We start from the raw sequence: 17,056 nt of genomic DNA, 5'->3' as shown, positions 1-17,056 counted from the left end.
CTCAGTCGCTCTCGCCCCAGTCGCGGCGCACGATCGCCGGCGGGACCGCCCCCGCCACGGGTGCGCCGCCGTGGGCATCGATAAGCGCATTGGCCGTCAGCACCCCATCCCCCATCGTCACCTGCGTCCGCAGCATCAGCCAGCGGCTGCCGACGCCCACCTGCGCGGCGGCATCCTGCGGCGGGTCGATCCGCGCGAGCGACGGCGCATTCCAGAATCGCTCGCTGCTGCCATAGCCGTCGGCGGGGCGTGCCGCCAGCGCCGCCCGCACGTCCGCGACCCCGATCTGGCCGGGGACCAGCATCGCGACCAGCGGCGCCTGTTCGGGCCGCAGCGTGTTGACGTTGATCTTCACCGGCTCGGCGACCGGTAGCGCGCATATCCACGGCCGCAGCCGTGCATAGAGCTTTGGCGTGACCCCGCGCACGGCGCGCAACTCGCTGCTGTCCGCCATCTTGCTGTTGGCGGCGAGGTAGGGCGTCGGCATCGCGCGATAGGCGCCGTCCTCGGCGCCGAGCGGCGCTTCGTTGGCGTCGCTGTCGATCCAGTCGGCGGTCGCGGCGGCGACCGCCTGCGCTTCGCCGCGATCGATGCCGAGCAGCGCCATCAGCTCCGCGAACTGCGCGACAGCGCCGGGCCGCTGGCTGAGCCGGCCCGGCATCGTCTCAGCCGCGAGGCTGTTGAGGTTGAAACAATTGGCGGCATCGGTGAGCCGCGCCGTTCCCGCGCCGCCGGGCAGCGGCAGATCGAAATCGCGGCCGAGCCAACCGCCCGCAAGCGTCAGCTTCGCCGGGTCACGCGCCACGAGGTCGGCGACGCGGCGCAGCGCGATCTGTTCGGCGGCGAAGGCATAGGCGCGCCCCTGATCGACCGTGGCGGCGCTGCCCGCGATGCGCGTCGCCAGCGTCAGCCGATCGAGCGCGGTCGCGGCGATCACCGCCATCACCGCGACGAGCAGCAGCACGCTGAGCAGCGCGGCGCCGCGTTCCTCCCGGCGCCGCTTCATGGCGCGATCTCCGCCGGAACCGGCGGCGGCGGCATGGTCGGCGCGACCAGAAAGGCCATGGTCAGCGGGGCGCGGCCGGTGCGGGTCAGCCGCACCTCGACCGCGCGCGGCAGGCGGTCGCCGGGCTCCGACGTCCAGCTTTCCGACCAGGCTCCGTCGTCGCCGCGATAGCGGATCGTGAGGCCCGTCACGTCGCCCACCAGCCGGTCGCCTTCGGGAAGCGCCGCGCCGTCTAGCATCGGCTGAACGGCGCGGCGCCACTCGCCGCCGACCAGCGCATAGCCGACGCGCTCGACCGAAGGCCGCGGCGCGCCGTCGTGGGCGGCCGCCCCGGCGTGGACGAAGGCGAAGCCGGTCGCCGATCCGAGGAAGGCGGGCACCGCCTCCCCTGCCGGGCCGCGCGTCGAGCGCTGCACCGCCTGCGCAAGATCGTTCGCCATCACCGCGCGCAGCCGGTTGGTCCCGCTCATCGCCTGGAGCCGCGCCTGCACCGCATCCTGCGTATCGACGCTGCTGCGGAGCAGGCCGACCCCGATCGCCGCGATCGCAGCGAAAAGCGACAGCGCGACGAGCATTTCGACGAGGGTGAAGCCGCGCTGCCCGTCAGGGTGGCGCGGCCCCGCGACGGTGCGGGGCCAGAGCGTGAACCCGCAAGGTCGAGTGTCGGCGCCCTGGGTCCCCGCCTTCGCGGGGACACACGGGGGGATTAGAGCGGCGTGCCATAAACCCGCAACACTCCCATATCCGTTCGTGTCGAGCGCAGTCGAGACACCTGTCAGCGCGGCGCAAGGCCGATGGGTGTCTCGACTGCGCTCGACACGAACGGGACGATGGGGCCGATTTAAGGCTCTATGCTCCAGACCCTTCCTCACCGCGACGACCTGACGATCGTCAGCGCCGCCTGACCGCGACCGCTTTCGGGGCGCACGATCAGGTCGATGCGCAGCAGACTATCGTCGGCGGTGCGCGCGACGCGCTGTTCGATGCGCCAGTTGCGGCCGGCGTTGGCAACGCCGACCGCGCTGGTGCCGATCGTCGGCGGCACGGGGTCGGTCCAGATTTCGACCGCGCGATTCTGCGCGACGATGCCCGCGACCGTGCGCTCGTCGAGGTCGCCCGCCGAGCGGACCGCATAGGCGTCGAGCCGCACCAGCGTCAGCGCCGCGATGCTGATGATGCTGAGCGCGACGAGCATCTCGAGCAAAGTGAAGCCGCGATCATCGGCCCTTGATCGCGCCCCGGCGGACGCCGGGGCCCAGAGCGGCGGCGAGCCGCGCTCGATGTCGTGGACCCCGGCTTTCGCCAGGGAACGGTTCCGCCTATTCGTCACGACCGATTTCCCCCGTCGCCGAGACGCGGATCATCGCGCGCGCATCGCCGCTCGACAGCCGCAGCGCCTGCGGCGTCGGGCTGGTGCCGACGCGGTCGAAGAGGATGCGCGCGACCGCCTGTCCGTCCCCGGCCGCGAACGCTGTTCCGGGCGGCCAGTTCCGTTGTTCGAACGCGCGGCCGGGAAGCGGCTGCCACGCGCCGTCGACGCGGCGCGCGAAGCCATAGCCCGAGGGCGCGAAATCGACCGCGACGCTGCGCCCCTCGATCACCGCGACGTCGCGCGCGGCGGCAAGCCGCGCCGCGAGCCGGTCGGCCTCGCTGCGAAGCCCGCGCTCCTCACCGGGAATGGTGAGCACGACCGCGGTGGCGGCCAGCGCGAGGATCGCCAGCACCACCATCAGTTCGACGAGCGTGAATCCCCGATCGCCGGCGCCGCGAAGCCGTGCCGTGGCCTTAGCTGTCTCCGCGGATATCGGCATTGTCGTCGGTCCCGCCCGGCGCGCCGTCGGCGCCGAGCGACCAGACGTCGAACGCCTTTCCGTTCGCGGCGGGCGCCTGATAATTATAGGGCCGTCCCCAAGGATCGTCCGGCAGTTTCTTGATATAGCCGCCGCGACGGTAGCGTTCGGGCTGGCCGAGCGAGGGCGGCGCGGTGACGAGCGCGTTCAGCCCGTCGCTGGTCGCCGGATAGGTGAGATTGTCGAGGCGATATTGTTCGAGCGCGTTTTCCAGCGTGGCGATATCGGCCTTTGCCTTGGTCACCATCGCCTTGTCCTGGCTCGGCAGCACGTTGATCATCACCACCGTCGCGAGCAGGCCGATGATGAAGATCACCACCATCAGTTCGGTCAGGGTGAAGCCGCGTTCGCCCTTGTGGCGGCGGCGCCGAACGGCCGGGCGCGAGGAATCGAGCATCAGGCGAAGGAAAAGCTGCATCAGCGACATCTATTATAGCCCCGCAAGGTTCTGCAACTGGAGGATCGGCAGCAGAATGGAGAGGATGATCAAGGCGACGCACGACCCCATAACGACAATTATGACAGGTTCGAGTAACGCCATCGACGCCGCCGTGAAGCGGTCGAACTCGCGCTCCAGATAATCGGCGGCGCGTTCGAGCATCGCCTCCAGCCGCCCCGCGCTTTCGCCGCTCGCGGTCATGTAGACGAGCAGCGGCGGGAACACCCCCGCATCGCGAAGTGCCGACGACAGGCTGCCGCCGGCGCGCACCTGATCGACGAGCCCCGCGGTCGCGGCGGCGAGCGCCGCGTTGCGAATCGTCGGCACCGTCAGCCGCAGCCCCTCGACCAGCGGTAGCCGGCTCGACACCATCGTCGCGAGGGTGCGCGCGAAGCGGGCGGCGTACAGGTCGCGCAGCAGCCGTCCGAGCAAAGGCAGACCCAGAAGCCGCGCGTCGACTCGCGCCTTGAACGCGGGGCGGCGCATCGCCGTCGTCCAGCCGAAGGCGGCCGCGGCGAGCAGCAGCGCGATCAGCCACCACCAGCCCGCGAGGAAGCCCGAGATCGCGATCACCGCGCGGGTCAGGAAGGGAAGCTGCTGCCCGACGTCGGTGAACTGTTCGACGACGCGCGGGACGACGAAGATCATCAGCGCCGCGACGACCCCGACCGCGACGATGGCGAGCACGATCGGATAGGCGAGCGCCGCGATCAGCTTGCCGCGCACCTCGGCCTGGCGTTCGAGCAGGTCGGCGAGCCGCGCGAGGATCAGCGTCAGGCTGCCGGTCGTCTCCCCCGCCGCGACCATTGCGCGGTAAAGCGGCGGAAAGCTGCGCGGCTGGCGCGCCATCGCGTCGGCGAGGCGGCGACCTTCGAGCAGCCCAGCGTGGACGTCGCCGATCACCGCGCGCGCGCTTTCCGCTTCGCTCTGACGACCCAGCGTGCGCAGCGCCTCTTCGAGCGGCGCGACCTCGGCCAGCGTCGCCAGCTGGCGCGTGAACAGCGCGAGGTCCCTCGCGGTCAGGCGCTCGCGGCGCCGCGCGAGAAACAGCGAACGGCCGGCCGGCCGCGCCCCCGCCTCTTCCACCGCGACGATGTGGAAGCGGCGCGCGGTCAGGTCGGCGCGCGCGGCATCGTCGTTCGCGGCGCGCAGGCGCCCGCGGCGCTCGCGCCCGCGCGGGTCGATCGCCACATAGCGATAGTCAGGCATCGACATCCTCGCGCCGCGCGATGCGGATCGCCTCCTCGGGCGTGGTCAGCCCCTTCGCGACCATCGCGCGCGCCGCACTGGCGAGCGTCGGGGCTTTCAGGAAAGCATGCTTGGCAATCATCGTCTCGTCGCCGCCGGCGTAGATGAAGCGGCGGATCGTTTCGTCGACCCGGATCGCCTCGAACACGCCGATGCGGCCCTTGAAGCCGCTGTGGCCGCACGCCTCGCACCCTTTCGGGCGCCAGATCACCGTGCCGATGTCGAGCCCGAGCACCGCGGCGATGCCGTTGTCGGCCTGCACCGGCTCGCGGCAATGGTCGCAGAGCTTGCGGACCAGCCGCTGCGCGAGCACTGCGCGCAGCGTCGAGGCGAGCAGGAAGGGCTCGACCTTCAGGTCCTTGAGGCGGGTGATCGCGCCCACCGCGTCGTTGGTGTGGACGGTCGACAGCACGAGGTGGCCGGTCAGCGACGCCTGCACCGCGATGTCGGCGGTTTCGCGGTCGCGGATTTCGCCGACCATCACGACGTCGGGGTCCTGGCGCAGGATCGCGCGCAGCCCCGCCGCGAAATCGAGCCCGACCTTCGGGTTCACCTGCGTCTGGCCGACGCCGTCGACGGCATATTCGACGGGGTCCTCGACGGTCAGGATATTCCGCTGCCCGTCGTTCAACTGCTTCAGCGCCGCATAGAGCGTCGTCGTCTTGCCCGACCCGGTGGGCCCGGTGACGAGGATGATGCCGTTCGGTTCGGCGAGCGCCTCGCGCAATATGCGGTCGGCCTCGCCCGTCAGGCCGAGGACATCGAAGTCGATCCCCGCCGTGTCCTTGTCGAGGATGCGCATCACCACGCGCTCCCCGGCGCGGCTCGGCAGGGTCGAGACGCGCACGTCGACCGCCTTGCCCGCGAGCGTCAGCGCGATGCGCCCGTCCTGCGGCACCCGGCGCTCCGCGATGTCGAGGCGCGCCATCACCTTGATGCGGCTGACGACCACCGGCGCGACGTGCGGCGGCATGCGCAGATGCTCGCGCAGCACCCCGTCGGTGCGCATCCGCACGACCAGCCCGCTTTCATAGGGCTCGACATGGATGTCGCTGACCCCCTGCCGCACCGCTTCGGCGATGATCGCGTTGATCAGGCGGATCGCGGGGGCGTCGTCGGCGCTGTCGAGCAGGTCCTCGGCGCTGGGCAGGCCGCCCGCGATCAGATCGATGTCGCCGCCTTCGAGCGACCCCGCCATCGCCGCGGCCGACGCGTCGACGGCATAATGATCGGACAGCAGGCGGTCGAAATCGGCAGGCGGCGCGGTGGCGATGCGCAGCGGCGCCGCGAGGTGGCGCCTGACCTCGATCAGCACCGCGGGATCGCTGCCCTCGCGCAGCGTCGCCAGCCACACACCGTCCTCGCCCGGCGCGATGACGACGCCGCGCGCGCGCGCGAAGCCATAGGGGATATCGACCGGCGCCGCAGGGGGCATGGCCGGTTCGGCGGCGTTCACCGATCCGCTCCCCCCGGCCGCGGCGCGTCCCCGACCGACGGCGGCACCTCGGTCGGCGTGACCGTGCCGTCGGCGCCGCGCAGCGCGGGAAGGTCGACCGGGCCGACGGTGGTGTCGGCGGCGGTCGGCGCGCTCGGCAGCGGCGGCACCGTGCCCAGATAGTCGCGCACCAGCGCATCGATCGCCGGCTCGGCATCGGGATTGCGGCGAAGCTGGGCATCGCGGATGAAGCCGTAGCGGCGCGCGGTGAGCGCGGCATTGTCCTCGCGGCTGCGCAGCACGGTCGGGCGGATGAACACCATCAGGTTGGTCTTGGCGCGGCTGCGGGTGCGCGACTTGAACAGCTCGCCGATCAGCGGAATGTCGCTGAGCAGCGGCACGCGCTCGATCGTCCGCCGCTCGTCGTCGTTGAGCAGGCCGCCGATCGCCAGTATCTGTCCGTCGTCGACGGTCAGCGTCGTTTCGAAATAGCGCTTGTTGAGGATCAGGTCGCTGTTGCGCGACGATACCGGGCCGGCGACGCTCGACACCTCCTGCCGCACGAACAGCTTGACCTCGCCCGCCGCGTTGACCTGCGGCGTGACCTCCAGCTTGATGCCGACCTCCTCGCGCTGGACGGTGCGGAAGGCGTTGTCGAAATTGTCGCTGAGCGCCTCGCCGGTGGTGATCGGCACCTCCTGCCCGACGAGGAATTTCGCCGCCTGATTGTCGAGCGTCACGATATGCGGCGTCGCCAGCAGGTTCGAACTCGTGTCCGACCGCACCGCGTTGATGATCGTGCCGAACACGGTATTCTTGCCGATATCCCCCGCGAAACCGCCGAAGCCGCCGGTCGCCTGGAGGATCGAGGCCGCCGCCGCTTCCTGCAGGCTGTTGCCCAGCGCGCTCGTCGTCTGGGTGACGGTGGTGGTGCCGTTGACCGTCGTCGTTTCCTGGGTCAGCCGGTTGGCCGCATAGGCGCCGCCGATCGTCAGGATGTTCGGCACCGCGTTGCTGTAATTGGTCGCGGCGAACGGGATATTCTTGCCGCCGAGCAGGAACTGGACGCCGAGCCGCTTCGCCGCATCGTCGCCGATCTCGACCACCACCGCCTCGACCAGCACCTGCTCGCGCCGTGCGTCGAGCTGGCGGATCAGTTCGCCGAGCATGCGCTGCACGTCGGAATTGGCGGCGACGATGATCGCGTTCGCGCCTTCGTAGCGGGTGACGATCGCGGGTCCGCGCGTCGCGATGCTGCCGCCCGATCCGCCGACGCTGGCGGACGCGGCGGCCGGCGCCGCGGCGGGCGCGGCCCCACCCTCGCCCGCCGATCCGAAGGAGGAGGATGCAGGGGGAAGCCCCGCCTTCTGCGCCGGGTCGCTGCCGCCACCGACGAGTTGTTGCAAGGTCGGAAGCAGCGTCTCGGCATTCGCATGTTCGAGCCAATAGACGCGCAATTCGGTGCCGCCCGCCGCCTTCTGGTCGAGGTCGCGCGCCATCTGGACGAAGCGCGCGACCATCGCCTGGTCGCCGCGCAGCGCGATGGCGTTGCTGCTGTCGATGGGGACGACCGCGAGCGGCGCCTGAGCCCCCTCCCCGGCCGCGGGCACCAGCGCCTGCAGGGCCGCGGCGATCTCTCGCGCGCCGGCATTCTTCAGCGACACGATCTCGCTGGTCGAGCTGTCGCGGTCGATGCTGGCGGCGAGCGCGCGGATGCGGCGGATATTGTCGGCGAAATCGGCGACGACGAGGCTGTTGGCGTTGCGGTTCGCGGTCAGCGACCCCTGCGCGCTGACCAGCGGACGCAGCGTTTCGACCGCCGCGACCGCATCGATGTGGCGCAGGCGGATGATCTCGGTCACGAACTGGTTCTGCGCCGCGCGGTCGCTGCCGATGCGGCCGGGCTGCGCCGCGGCGCCGTCGATCGGCTGGATGCGGTAGCTGCCGTTCGGGCCCGCCACCGCGACCAGCCCGTTCGAGCGCAGGGTGGCGAGGAATATCTCGAAATACTCGCTGCGCGACAGCGGCCGGTCGGTGACGACCGACACCTTTCCGTTGACGCGCCCGTCGATGACGAAGGTGCGCCCGGTGATACGCGCCGCGTCCTGGATGAAGGCGCGGATGTCGGCGTCGCGGACGTTGAGCGTATATTGGGCCGACGCGGGGGCCGGTGCGACGGAAACGAGCGCGACGGCCAGCATCAGGGAGAGTTTGAAGCGCATGAACCTACGGCTTTGACAGGAAGAGGGCGATGGGGACGACGCTCGCGCCGCGCTCGACCTCGAGCGACAGGCGCGCGCCCGGCGTGAGCTGGCCCGCGAGCGCGGCGGCGTCGCCCGCGGATGCGATCGGCCGGCCGCCGACCGACCGGATGACGTCGCCGGGGCGCAAGCCCGCGGCGCGGAAGGCGGTACCGTCGCCCTGCGGCTGAACGACGAGGCCGGTAATGCGTCCGCCCTCGCTGCGCGGCGCGAAGGCGACCCCCGCCTTCAGCGCGGCGGGCGAGAGTTCGCCGCCGGTGGCGGGAGCCGCAGGCTCAGGCGTCGGCGCGGGAAGCGGCGATGCGGGATTGGCGACCGGCGCCTCGCCGCTCTGGTCGAGGAAGAGACTTTCGCGCGCGCCGCCGCGGTCGAGCACGACATGGTCGAAGGCGACGCCCGCGAGCGTCACCCCCGGTGCGATCTCGTCGCCGACCGCATAGCTCGCCTGCACGCCGTCCTCGCCCGCGATGATCGCCGAGCCGCCGCCGGTCGCCTCGTTGATATTGACGCCGTGGAGGGTCAGCCCGAGCGCGGTGACGGTCGCGCTTGCCGGTCCCTGCGCCGCGGTGCGGAAAAAGGGATCGAAGCCCGCGAACAGCGCGCGCCGTTCGGCGGGCGACGCGATCGCCGCGGTCTGCGGCTGCCATGCGCCGAGCGGCGCCAGCGGCACGATCAGCGCCCAGAGCAGGCGCACGGCCTGCAGCACGAGCAGCGCACCGAGCAGGCCGACGAGCAGCGTCGGCCCCAGCGCGCGCGGCGAACGCCGGCCGCCGCGCAGCCACGCGGGAAACGCGCGCGGCAGCCGCAAGGCCGATCCGGGCATCACCATCGCCATGAAATCCCTTTGTCCCCCCGAGGCTGAATCTGCGGCACGCGAATCGCCCTAGGGCCGATCGGTGACAATCAGTTGACGGGAAGATTACAGTTTTTTGTCAGTGGAGCGAGTCCGAGGGTGAATGCTCTTCCGGGAAGAGCAAGGCAGTCGCATTGCTATGGCATGATGCCGTCAAGGGACCGTCACCCGCGAGCGGCGCAGCCACGCGGCAATCCAGAGCAGGCGGTAACCGCCCTGGATTGCTTCGCTCCGCTCGCAATGACGCAAAAAGGGGGGCGATCCGAAGTCATCGGAGTCTACGGCCTGTGGGGATTCGGGGTTCGGCATGCTGCCCCATCCGTTCGTCATGCTGAACTTGTTTGGCGTTTATACCCTTGAGACAGGGACGCTGGTGATCCCCGGCGAAAGCCGGGGTCCATGCGAGGCAGGCGCACGTAGCTGGACCCCGGCTTTCGCCGGGGAACGCTCACCTGTCGGAAGGGGATAATTGCCAACTTGTTTCAGCATCCATGGCCGGACCTTCCCTTTTGCGCCGTCGTTCAGTCGAGGGCAGACCATGGACCCTCGGATCGGGTCCGGGGCAGGCTCTGAAACAAGTCGGGGTATATACCCTTCACGCAAGTAGGGAGCTGTTCCCCGGCGAAAGCCGGGGTCCATGCGTGGTAGCGCTGTGCCATCTGGTCCCCGGCTTTCGCCGGGGAACAGTCACCTGTCGAAAAGGGATAATTGCCAAACAAGTTCAGGGTGACGAATGGGAAAAGCTGTGCCGAACCCTAAATCCCCACAGGACAGAGTCTAGGTTTCGTTTACATTCAGGATTTCCATTGGCGCAGGATTGTGATTCAAGCTGCTGGCTGTTTGGAGGTCGGCATGGATGGATCGACAGGAAGTAAGCGACGCGCTTTGGGAGCGGATTGAACCTCATTTGCCGGGCAAGGCAGGCGATCCTGGCCGGACGGGCCGAGACAATCGGCTGTTTGTCGAGGCGGTCTTGTGGCTGGCGCGGTCGGGAGCGCATTGGCGCGTTCTGCCGAAGGAGTTCGGGCGCTGGCACACGGTGTATCAGCGGTTCAACCGCTGGTGCCGCAATGGGGTCTGGGAACGGCTTTTTGCGGCGCTGAGCGATGATGCCGACTTCGAGTACATCCTCGTCGACAGCACCATCGTGCGGGCGCATCAGCATAGTGCCGGTGCCCAAAAAAAGGCGATCGATCCGAAGATCGGTTTGAAGCTCACGCGCTGGGCCGATCAAAAGGCGGCCTGAGCACCAAGATCCATGCTGCTACCGACGCTTTGGGTAACCCGGTCCGCTTCCTCCTGACAGGCGGAGAGCGCAACGACATCACCCAGATCGAAGGCCTGCTCGACGGATTGCAGGCCAGACATGTTCTCGCGGACAAGGGATATGACGGGCAGCGCGCCATGGACGCCATCGCCGCCAGCGGCGCAAAACCAGCCGTCCCGCGGCGCCGAACAACCGCGCAATGGCGCAGCTTCGACTCCCATCTCTACAAAGAACGTAATCTCATCGAACGCTTCTTCAACAAGATCAAACACTTCCGACGCATCGCAACCCGGTACGACAAGCTCGCCAGAAACTACGCTGGCTTCCTCAATCTCGTCGCAGCCATCAAATGTGCCGCGTGAATGTAAACGTCGCCTAGAATTTGAGCGACGCGCTCAGCGAGAAGGTGCGGCCGAGCTTGTAGCGGTTGAAATAGATGCGGTTGCTCCCCGATTCCTGCACCTCCTTGTAGGTGCGGCCGGTCAGGTTGCGGGCCTCGAACTTCAGTTCGATCTCCTTGCCGAGCAGCATCAGGCCCTGCCGCGCGATGAAATCGAGCGAGACGCCCGGCTTTTCGAGCAGGTCGGGCTGGCCCGACGGACCGCGGCTGGTGACACGCGGGCTGGCATAGGTGAGCAGCAGCGTCTGCTGCGACAGCCGGTCGGTGTCCTCCAGCCCGATCTGGACGTTGACCAGATGGTCCGACTGACCAGTCAGCGGCGCGCCGTCGAAGAAATAATTGGCCGCGTCCTGCCGGTTCCCGTCGATGACGGTGGTATCGCCCGCGCCGACCTTTATCTTCGACTGCGTGTAGGTGTAGTTGCCGATCAGCACGAGCCGGCGGCTGGCCCAGAAGGCCCCATCCGACATATCGTCCAGCGGCACATATTTCTGAAGCTCGACCTCGGCGCCATAGAGCGTCGCCTTGGGCGCGTTGGCGTAGCTGGTGTTGATCGACGAATCCGAGATCGAGGTATAGGCCTCGATCGGATTGTCGATCGCCTTGTAGAAGCCGGCGACCGACAGCCGCTGATCGCGCCCGAAATACCATTCGTAGCGCGCCTCGGCATTCCACAGCTCGCTGTCGGTGAGCGACGGGTTGCCGCGGTACAGGCGGTTCGATTCGGGGTCCTGATAGACCTGCGCCACCAGTTCGCGGAACTGTGGGCGCGCGATCGTCTTGGACCCGCTCGCGCGAAGCTGCATGTCGGGTGCCAGTTCCCAGGTCAGCGTCACCGCCGGCAGCCAGTAATCGCGGTCGAGGTTGGTCGCCACGATCGCCGACGAGCCGCTGCCGAACAGGTCGACCGGGGCGACCGTCTGCTTCGCCTGTTCATAGCGGACGCCCGCATTGACGTTGACCCCCGGCACGATCTCTGCCTGAAGCTGGGCATAGCCCGCGTGGGTGCGCAGCTTGGCATCGAAGGCCGCGGTGCCGTCCTGCGCCGAGGTTTCGATCATCGTGATGTCGTAGAGCTGGATCGTCGCGTCGGAGAGCAGATAGTCGGGGCGGAGCTGCTGCACCGCCAGCGGCAGGTTCGAGGCGCGGAACAGGAAGGACCGGCGCGTCGCGACGCGGTGCGTGTCGCTGTAGGCATAGCCGACCGTCGCGCTGACGCGCGGCGCGATTTCGTAGGACAGGTCGACGCCGCCCGACCACAGATCCTCGTTCAGGTCCGAAAAGGCGATCGACGCGTCGCCTCGGCTGCCGCCGAGGTCGTTGACGAACTTGCCGCCGACCGGGTCCTGTTCGGGGGGCAGGTTGGTGCGGACATAGGTGAAGCTGCGCTCGTAGGGCGCCTCGCGCTGCGAATTGGCGTAGGCGCCGCGCAGGTCGAGCGACAGCCGGTCGAACTTGAATTCGCCGACGAACTGGGTGTTGATCAGCTGCCGTTCGTACCAGGCGGTGTCCTGCTTCATGATGTCGCGGTCCGACTGGTTGCGGTCGGTGCCGAGCGCGAGCCGGGCCTGCTTCAGCGTGTCGCGGATATAGAGGCTGGTCCAGCGCAGCTTGTGGTCGCCGAGTTCCAGCCCGAAGCCGAGCAGGCCGTTCACGACGACGCGGTTGTCGGTGACGACGCGGTCATAGCTCGACTGCGGATCGCCCGACAGGTCGCGCTCGACCGAGGTCTGCTGCAGCGTGTCGCGGGTGCGCCACTTGTTGCTGATCCCGGCGGTCGCGATGATGCCCAGTTCGCCGCCCGGAAGCGCGATCGTCGTGCCGCCGGTGAGCCCCGCCGACCAGTTGACCGGGATATGGTCGTTCTGCTGGAGGAGCGTCGTCGGCGCGTTCGACAGCTGCATCGCCATCGCCTTCAGCTCGTCGCGGCTGAAATCGGCGCCCTCGAGGACCGGCTTGCCGCTCGCCAGCGCGGCGGCGAACAGCGGCGGCACGTCGCGGGTGCCGTCGTCGAACCCCGTCCAGTCGGTGTCGCCGCCATAATAGGTGTAGCCGAGCTGGTTGGTCGTCTCGCTGTCCCAGCCGATGCCGCCCGACAGGGTCAGGAAGGGCTCGCGCGGGGTCGCCTTGGTCGTCAGGTTGATGACCCCGCCGCCGAACTCGCCCGGAAAGTTCGCCGAATAGCTTTTCTGGACCAGCGTCGAATCGATGACATTGGACGGAAAGATGTCGAGCGGCACGACGCGCTTCAGCGGTTCGGGGCTCGGCAGCGGCGATCCGTTGAGCAAGGCCAGCGAATAGCGGTCGCCGAGGCCGCGGACATAGACGAAGCCGCCGCCGACGACCGAAAGGCCGGTCACGCGCTGAAGCGAGCCCGAGATGTCGCCTTCGCCGGTGCGCGCGATGTCGGCCGAGGAGAGCACCGACACGACCTCCGGCGTCGCGCGGACGACATTGGGGGTGAAGCGGCCGGTGACGACGATCTCCTGCCCGCCGCCGCCGGGGATCGAGACGTCGCCCTGCGCCTCGTCGGACGCCGGGCGTTCGCCGGCGGGCGCCGCGCCTTCGGCGGCCGGCTCCTGCTGGGCGAGGGCGGCCGGCGCGACGAGCGCGGAGCTGAGGAGAAGCAGGCTGGCGAAGATCGGCCGCTTGGTCATGTGGAGTGTCCCCAAGAATAAGGCAGAAGGGGGAGCGGGCCGGTGCAGCGCCCGCCCGCTCCCCCGATCGGGTCGCGTCGGATCAGGTCGTCGGGATCGCGGTGCAGGCGCCGCTCGCCGACCCGAAGGAGGCGGTGGCCGAGTTGCACGTCCAGCCCTGATACCAGGTGTCGCTGGCGTCGCGGACGGCGCCGACATAGGCCGTGGTGTCGAAGAAGGCGTTCAGCGTCCTGGCATCGAACGGCTTGAAGCCGGTCTCGGTCGCGCCGTTGACGAACAGGTCGGCCAGCGTCGGCACATAGGTCGACCGGTTCTCCGCCCCCAGTTCGAAGATCGCCCGCACCTCCGCATCGGTGACGGCGGGGCTTCCGCCGCCGCGGAACGGCGTGCCGTTGCACTGCATCGAGACCGACTCGAAGCGCGGCGGGCCGGCTTCGTCGAGCGCGGGATTGGCGGCCTGCGTCGTCGTCGTGCTGTCGATGCGCAGGCAGCGGAACCCCGGCGCGACGATCAGGCCGTTGACGAAATTATAGTCGGCCCCGCCGCGGATGCGGATCGCGGCGCCGTTCCCCGCCGCATTGTTGCGGTGGATGAAGGTGAAATTCGATATCGTCACGCGCTGGCGCGGCGACGCGTTCTCGTTGCCGTCCGAATCGATCTCCATGATCGAATCGCCGATCGTGCCGCCGGCGCGCTGGACCGCGATCACATATTGGATGTTGCCCTGATAGCCGACATCGGTGTCGAGGCTGTCGTCCTCGGCGCCGGTGATGACGAGGTGCTTCATGTTCACAGTGCCGCCGAACACCTCGATACCGTCGTCGGAGCTGTTGTGGCTCTGGATATGGTCGAGCTGCGTGCCCGAACCCACGCCCGAGGGGGTCAGCGCCTGAAGCTCCTTGTCGGGCGCGAGGGTGAAGCCCGAATAGCGGAGCTGGACATAGGACATGCGGCCCGAGCTGTCGGCCTTGTTCGACCCGCCGTAATGGGCGCCGCTGGCGCCCTCGGTCTCGCGGTAGCAGCTGTCGGTCCCCTCGACGACGCCCGGCCCCGGCGCGAAGCAGTCGGTGACCGGCGCGCGGCCCAGCAGCACGACGCCGCCCCACAGCTGCGAGGTGCTGTCGTCGGCCGAGCCGACGACGTTGCCGCGGCCGGTGAAGATGATCGGCTGGGTCGGGGTGCCGACCGCGTCGATCTTGTTGCCGCGGTTGACCGCGAGCCACGACACGCCGGTCGCGCCGAAGATGACGACGCCGGGGTCGATCGTCAGCGTGACGACCGTATTGGTGCCCGACGGCCCCTCGTCCTTGCCGACATCGACACGGCCCGGCAGCGAATAGATGACGCCCGGCACCTTGGGGATCGCGGTCGTCGCGTTGAAGCGCGCGGGGAAGCCGCAGTTGCGCCAGGTGCCCTGCGGGCCGCTGATCGTGCCGAGGTCGCTGAGCTGATCGCTGCCCGCGATGGTCGGGCAGTTGGCGGCCGGGGTGACGGTGCCCGGCGTCGGGGTCGGCGTGGGGGTGGGGGTCGGCGTGGGGGTCGGCGCCGGAATGACGATCGTGCCCTCACCCGGCGAGGCGACGCCGTCGGCCCCGCAGGCGGCAAGGATGGAACAGGCCACGCCGCTGAGCATGACCAAACGAATGCGTGCGAATGCCGCCATGAAAATCTCCGTTCCCGGTGTGCGCCGCCTGGACGCTGCTGAAAAATCACCGGCGAACGAGGAGAGGCACCGCCGTCTCGCCCCCGGTGACGCCGCCACTAGGGTGATTCGATGACGGTCTGACGGTAGAGCGATGACAGAGGGATGACGCTTCGGAGTCGCTTCGATGACAGGCGCTCCGCCGCGCGGCGAAACGGCGCGCGCCGGGCGATGCGGGACGCGCGGAACAAAAGCGGCGAAGCTCGCTTGCATCCCCCCGAAAGCTTTGCTAGGCGCCCGCTCCTACCCGGTGCCGGACCCGTCCGGCCCAACATGATGTGCGGTCGTGGCGGAACTGGTAGACGCGCAACGTTGAGGTCGTTGTGGCCGAAAGGCCGTGGAAGTTCGAGTCTTCTCGACCGCACCATTATCGCCAGATTATGGCGTGTTTTTACTAGCCTGGCATAGTATCGGGTATTTTAGTCCACCTTCTGGCCCACCTTTCGATGCCGGTTGGCGTTTAGCCTGTAGGGACGCGACGATATTTCACACATATTCCAGGTGCTTACGAACCAGCATCGACTGCAGTTGGCCGTTGCACGAACCGCTGCGCGGATTGGTGCTAGCCTCGATGTAAAGCGGCCCAGCGATCGCCGCACCTGATTGAACGTGGGCTGCCGCAGGCAGACCCTTTCGGCTCCTTTACCTGAGGAGTCGAACGATGAACGAGCTTATCCAGATTGGCCCGATCAGCCCGCTGCGCCAGCGCCTGATCGACGACATGACCATGCGCCGCTTCTCGAAGGAGACGCAGCGTAATTATCTTCGCGATGTCGGACGGTTCGCGACCTGGCTCGGGCGCTCGCCCCACACCGCGAGCGCCGAGGATGTCCGGCAGTTTCAGATCGAGCAGCAACAGGCGGGCGTCCCCGCACCAACGATGAACAGCATCGTCGGCGCGCTGCGGTTCTTCTTCACGCACACGCTCGACCGCCCCGACCTCGCGCGCAAGCTGATCCGCACCAGGCAGGTTCGCAAGATCCCGGTCGTGCTGACGATGGCCGAGGTGAAGCGGCTGCTCGATGCGACCCGCTCGCTCAAGCACCAGGCGGCGCTGTCGGTCGCTTACGGCGCGGGGCTGCGCGTCGCCGAGGTGTCGGCGCTGAAGGTCAGCGATATCGACAGCAAGCGGATGCTGCTGCGGATCGAGCGCGGCAAAGGCGGTCGCTACCGCAACGCTATGCTGCCCGAAGGGCTGCTTCTGCTCCTGCGCGACTGGTGGCGCGCGGGGCGGCAACAGGGCATCCTCGTCCCCGACGGCTGGCTCTTCCCCGGACAGAGCGCCGCAGCTCCGATCAGCACGCGTCAGCTCTACCGCGTCGTCGTCGAAGCCGCCGAGGCCGCCGATATCGACAAGCGCGTCGGACCGCATACGCTCCGCCATAGCTTCGCCACCCACCTGCTCGAGGACGGCGTCGATATCCGCGTCATCCAGGCGCTGCTCGGCCACGCCAAGCTAAACACCACCGCCTTCTACACGCAGGTTGCCACCAAGACCGTTCGCTCGATCGTCAGCCCGCTCGACAGGCTCGCGCTCGCATCGCCGAGCGAAGAGGCGCCCGACGGCTGAGGCCGATGCGCGCCTCACTCGAGGTCGCCGACATTTTCCGCGCCGCGGGGCCTGCCTATCGCATGGCCCATGCCGGGCATCTGAGCCTGCATCAGCTCAAGATCATGTCGGCGATCGAGCATTGCCGCACCGCCGCGCTCGGCGGCCATGTCGAAGCCTGCACCGACTGCGGGCATTGGCGGATCGCCTACAACAGTTGCCGCAACCGGCATTGCCCGAGGTGCCAGGGCGCTGCTGCACGCACCTGGCTCGAGGCCCGCGTGCTGCGCGACAATCAAGGTGAGAACAGCGCGACAATCTAGATGAGAAAGGCGGCGGTGTGTCTGTCGGGACGAGGGGCGAAGCCCCGAGGAGCGACAGACACACCG

Annotated in this window: 13 protein-coding genes, 1 tRNA gene and 1 pseudogene; 4 read left to right on the top strand and 11 right to left on the bottom strand. The window is 68.6% G+C overall.

Annotation, left to right across the window (positions count from 1 at the left end; genetic code table 11):
- Position 1: 1 nt before the first annotated feature.
- From gspK to AC2S9W_RS07555, 9 genes are read right to left on the bottom strand one after another with little or no spacing between them, the layout of a single operon-like run.
- Positions 2–1,006, bottom strand: a complete 1,005-nt coding sequence (gene gspK / locus AC2S9W_RS07595) for a type II secretion system minor pseudopilin GspK (protein ID WP_486571820.1) — start codon at positions 1,004–1,006, stop codon at positions 2–4.
- Complete coding sequence (gene gspJ / locus AC2S9W_RS07590) at positions 1,003–1,878, bottom strand: type II secretion system minor pseudopilin GspJ (RefSeq protein WP_267894966.1); 876 nt, start codon at positions 1,876–1,878, stop codon at positions 1,003–1,005. The genes gspK and gspJ overlap by 4 nt, the downstream gene beginning before the upstream one ends.
- Positions 1,875–2,336: a type II secretion system minor pseudopilin GspI gene (gene gspI, locus AC2S9W_RS07585; protein ID WP_234002568.1), complete on the bottom strand. Its 462-nt coding sequence runs from the start codon at positions 2,334–2,336 to the stop codon at positions 1,875–1,877. Before gspI ends, gspJ begins: the two co-directional genes overlap by 4 nt.
- The gene (locus tag AC2S9W_RS07580) at positions 2,326–2,817 is read right to left on the bottom strand and encodes a GspH/FimT family pseudopilin (RefSeq protein ID WP_104959351.1); all 492 of its coding nucleotides are present in this window, start codon (positions 2,815–2,817) and stop codon (positions 2,326–2,328) included. Before AC2S9W_RS07580 ends, gspI begins: the two co-directional genes overlap by 11 nt.
- On the bottom strand, positions 2,792–3,253 hold the full coding sequence (gene gspG, locus AC2S9W_RS07575) for a type II secretion system major pseudopilin GspG (RefSeq protein WP_076077597.1): 462 nt from the start codon (positions 3,251–3,253) through the stop codon (positions 2,792–2,794). The genes AC2S9W_RS07580 and gspG overlap by 26 nt, the downstream gene beginning before the upstream one ends.
- 33 nt (positions 3,254–3,286) lie before the next feature.
- A complete protein-coding gene (gspF, locus tag AC2S9W_RS07570) occupies positions 3,287–4,504 on the bottom strand; it encodes a type II secretion system inner membrane protein GspF (protein WP_076077589.1) in 1,218 nt (405 codons plus the stop codon).
- The gene (gene gspE, locus AC2S9W_RS07565) at positions 4,497–5,978 is read right to left on the bottom strand and encodes a type II secretion system ATPase GspE (RefSeq protein ID WP_076077592.1); all 1,482 of its coding nucleotides are present in this window, start codon (positions 5,976–5,978) and stop codon (positions 4,497–4,499) included. Before gspE ends, gspF begins: the two co-directional genes overlap by 8 nt.
- Positions 5,979–5,995: 17 nt before the next feature.
- Complete coding sequence (gspD, locus tag AC2S9W_RS07560; RefSeq protein ID WP_486571819.1) at positions 5,996–8,200, bottom strand: type II secretion system secretin GspD; 2,205 nt, start codon at positions 8,198–8,200, stop codon at positions 5,996–5,998.
- Between the two features lie 4 nt (positions 8,201–8,204).
- On the bottom strand, positions 8,205–9,074 hold the full coding sequence (locus AC2S9W_RS07555) for a type II secretion system protein N (RefSeq protein WP_486571818.1): 870 nt from the start codon (positions 9,072–9,074) through the stop codon (positions 8,205–8,207).
- A gap of 874 nt (positions 9,075–9,948) precedes the next feature.
- Between AC2S9W_RS07555 and AC2S9W_RS07550 the strand changes: the two genes are divergently transcribed.
- Positions 9,949–10,721 (top strand): IS5 family transposase gene (locus AC2S9W_RS07550; protein WP_486571817.1). Its coding sequence is split into 2 segments (ribosomal slippage): positions 9,949–10,263 and positions 10,266–10,721, totalling 771 coding nucleotides; the frame shifts between segments, so codons are not numbered across the junction.
- 13 nt (positions 10,722–10,734) lie between these two features.
- On the opposite strand, the gene AC2S9W_RS07545 is transcribed toward AC2S9W_RS07550, so the two are convergent.
- Entirely contained in the window at positions 10,735–13,416 is a 2,682-nt protein-coding gene (locus AC2S9W_RS07545; RefSeq protein WP_486571816.1) for a TonB-dependent receptor domain-containing protein, read from the bottom strand.
- Positions 13,417–13,498: 82 nt separating this feature from the next.
- Complete coding sequence (locus AC2S9W_RS07540; RefSeq protein WP_486571815.1) at positions 13,499–15,079, bottom strand: hypothetical protein; 1,581 nt, start codon at positions 15,077–15,079, stop codon at positions 13,499–13,501.
- 319 nt (positions 15,080–15,398) lie between these two features.
- Between AC2S9W_RS07540 and AC2S9W_RS07535 the strand changes: the two genes are divergently transcribed.
- From AC2S9W_RS07535 to AC2S9W_RS07525, 3 genes and pseudogenes are all read left to right on the top strand, one after another.
- Positions 15,399–15,485 (top strand) — tRNA-Leu (locus tag AC2S9W_RS07535).
- A gap of 294 nt (positions 15,486–15,779) precedes the next feature.
- Positions 15,780–16,688 (top strand): tyrosine-type recombinase/integrase, encoded by a 909-nt coding sequence (locus AC2S9W_RS07530; RefSeq protein ID WP_067113797.1) that lies wholly within the window; start codon positions 15,780–15,782, stop codon positions 16,686–16,688.
- A gap of 5 nt (positions 16,689–16,693) precedes the next feature.
- Positions 16,694–16,948, top strand: a pseudogene (locus AC2S9W_RS07525) (transposase zinc-binding domain-containing protein); the annotation flags it as partial.
- Positions 16,949–17,056 lie beyond the last annotated feature (108 nt).

The sequence above is a fragment of the Sphingopyxis sp. 550B genome (genome assembly GCF_057401805.1).
Note: the sequence above shows the minus strand (reverse complement) of the source record. Positions and strands in the feature narration are given on the sequence as shown.

Excerpts from the sequence above, each read along its gene's own strand:
- gspK (WP_486571820.1), bottom strand. The coding sequence starts at position 1,006 with ATGAAGCGGCGCCGGGAGGAACGCGGCGCCGCGCTGCTCAGCGTGCTG.
- AC2S9W_RS07540 (WP_486571815.1), bottom strand. The coding sequence starts at position 15,079 with ATGGCGGCATTCGCACGCATTCGTTTGGTCATGCTCAGCGGCGTGGCC.
- gspD (WP_486571819.1), bottom strand. The coding sequence starts at position 8,200 with ATGCGCTTCAAACTCTCCCTGATGCTGGCCGTCGCGCTCGTTTCCGTC.
- gspF (WP_076077589.1), bottom strand. The coding sequence starts at position 4,504 with ATGCCTGACTATCGCTATGTGGCGATCGACCCGCGCGGGCGCGAGCGC.
- AC2S9W_RS07545 (WP_486571816.1), bottom strand. The coding sequence starts at position 13,416 with ATGACCAAGCGGCCGATCTTCGCCAGCCTGCTTCTCCTCAGCTCCGCG.
- AC2S9W_RS07580 (WP_104959351.1), bottom strand. The coding sequence starts at position 2,817 with ATGCCGATATCCGCGGAGACAGCTAAGGCCACGGCACGGCTTCGCGGC.
- gspG (WP_076077597.1), bottom strand. The coding sequence starts at position 3,253 with ATGCTCGATTCCTCGCGCCCGGCCGTTCGGCGCCGCCGCCACAAGGGC.
- AC2S9W_RS07530 (WP_067113797.1), top strand. The coding sequence starts at position 15,780 with ATGAACGAGCTTATCCAGATTGGCCCGATCAGCCCGCTGCGCCAGCGC.
- AC2S9W_RS07555 (WP_486571818.1), bottom strand. The coding sequence starts at position 9,074 with ATGGCGATGGTGATGCCCGGATCGGCCTTGCGGCTGCCGCGCGCGTTT.
- gspE (WP_076077592.1), bottom strand. The coding sequence starts at position 5,978 with ATGCCCCCTGCGGCGCCGGTCGATATCCCCTATGGCTTCGCGCGCGCG.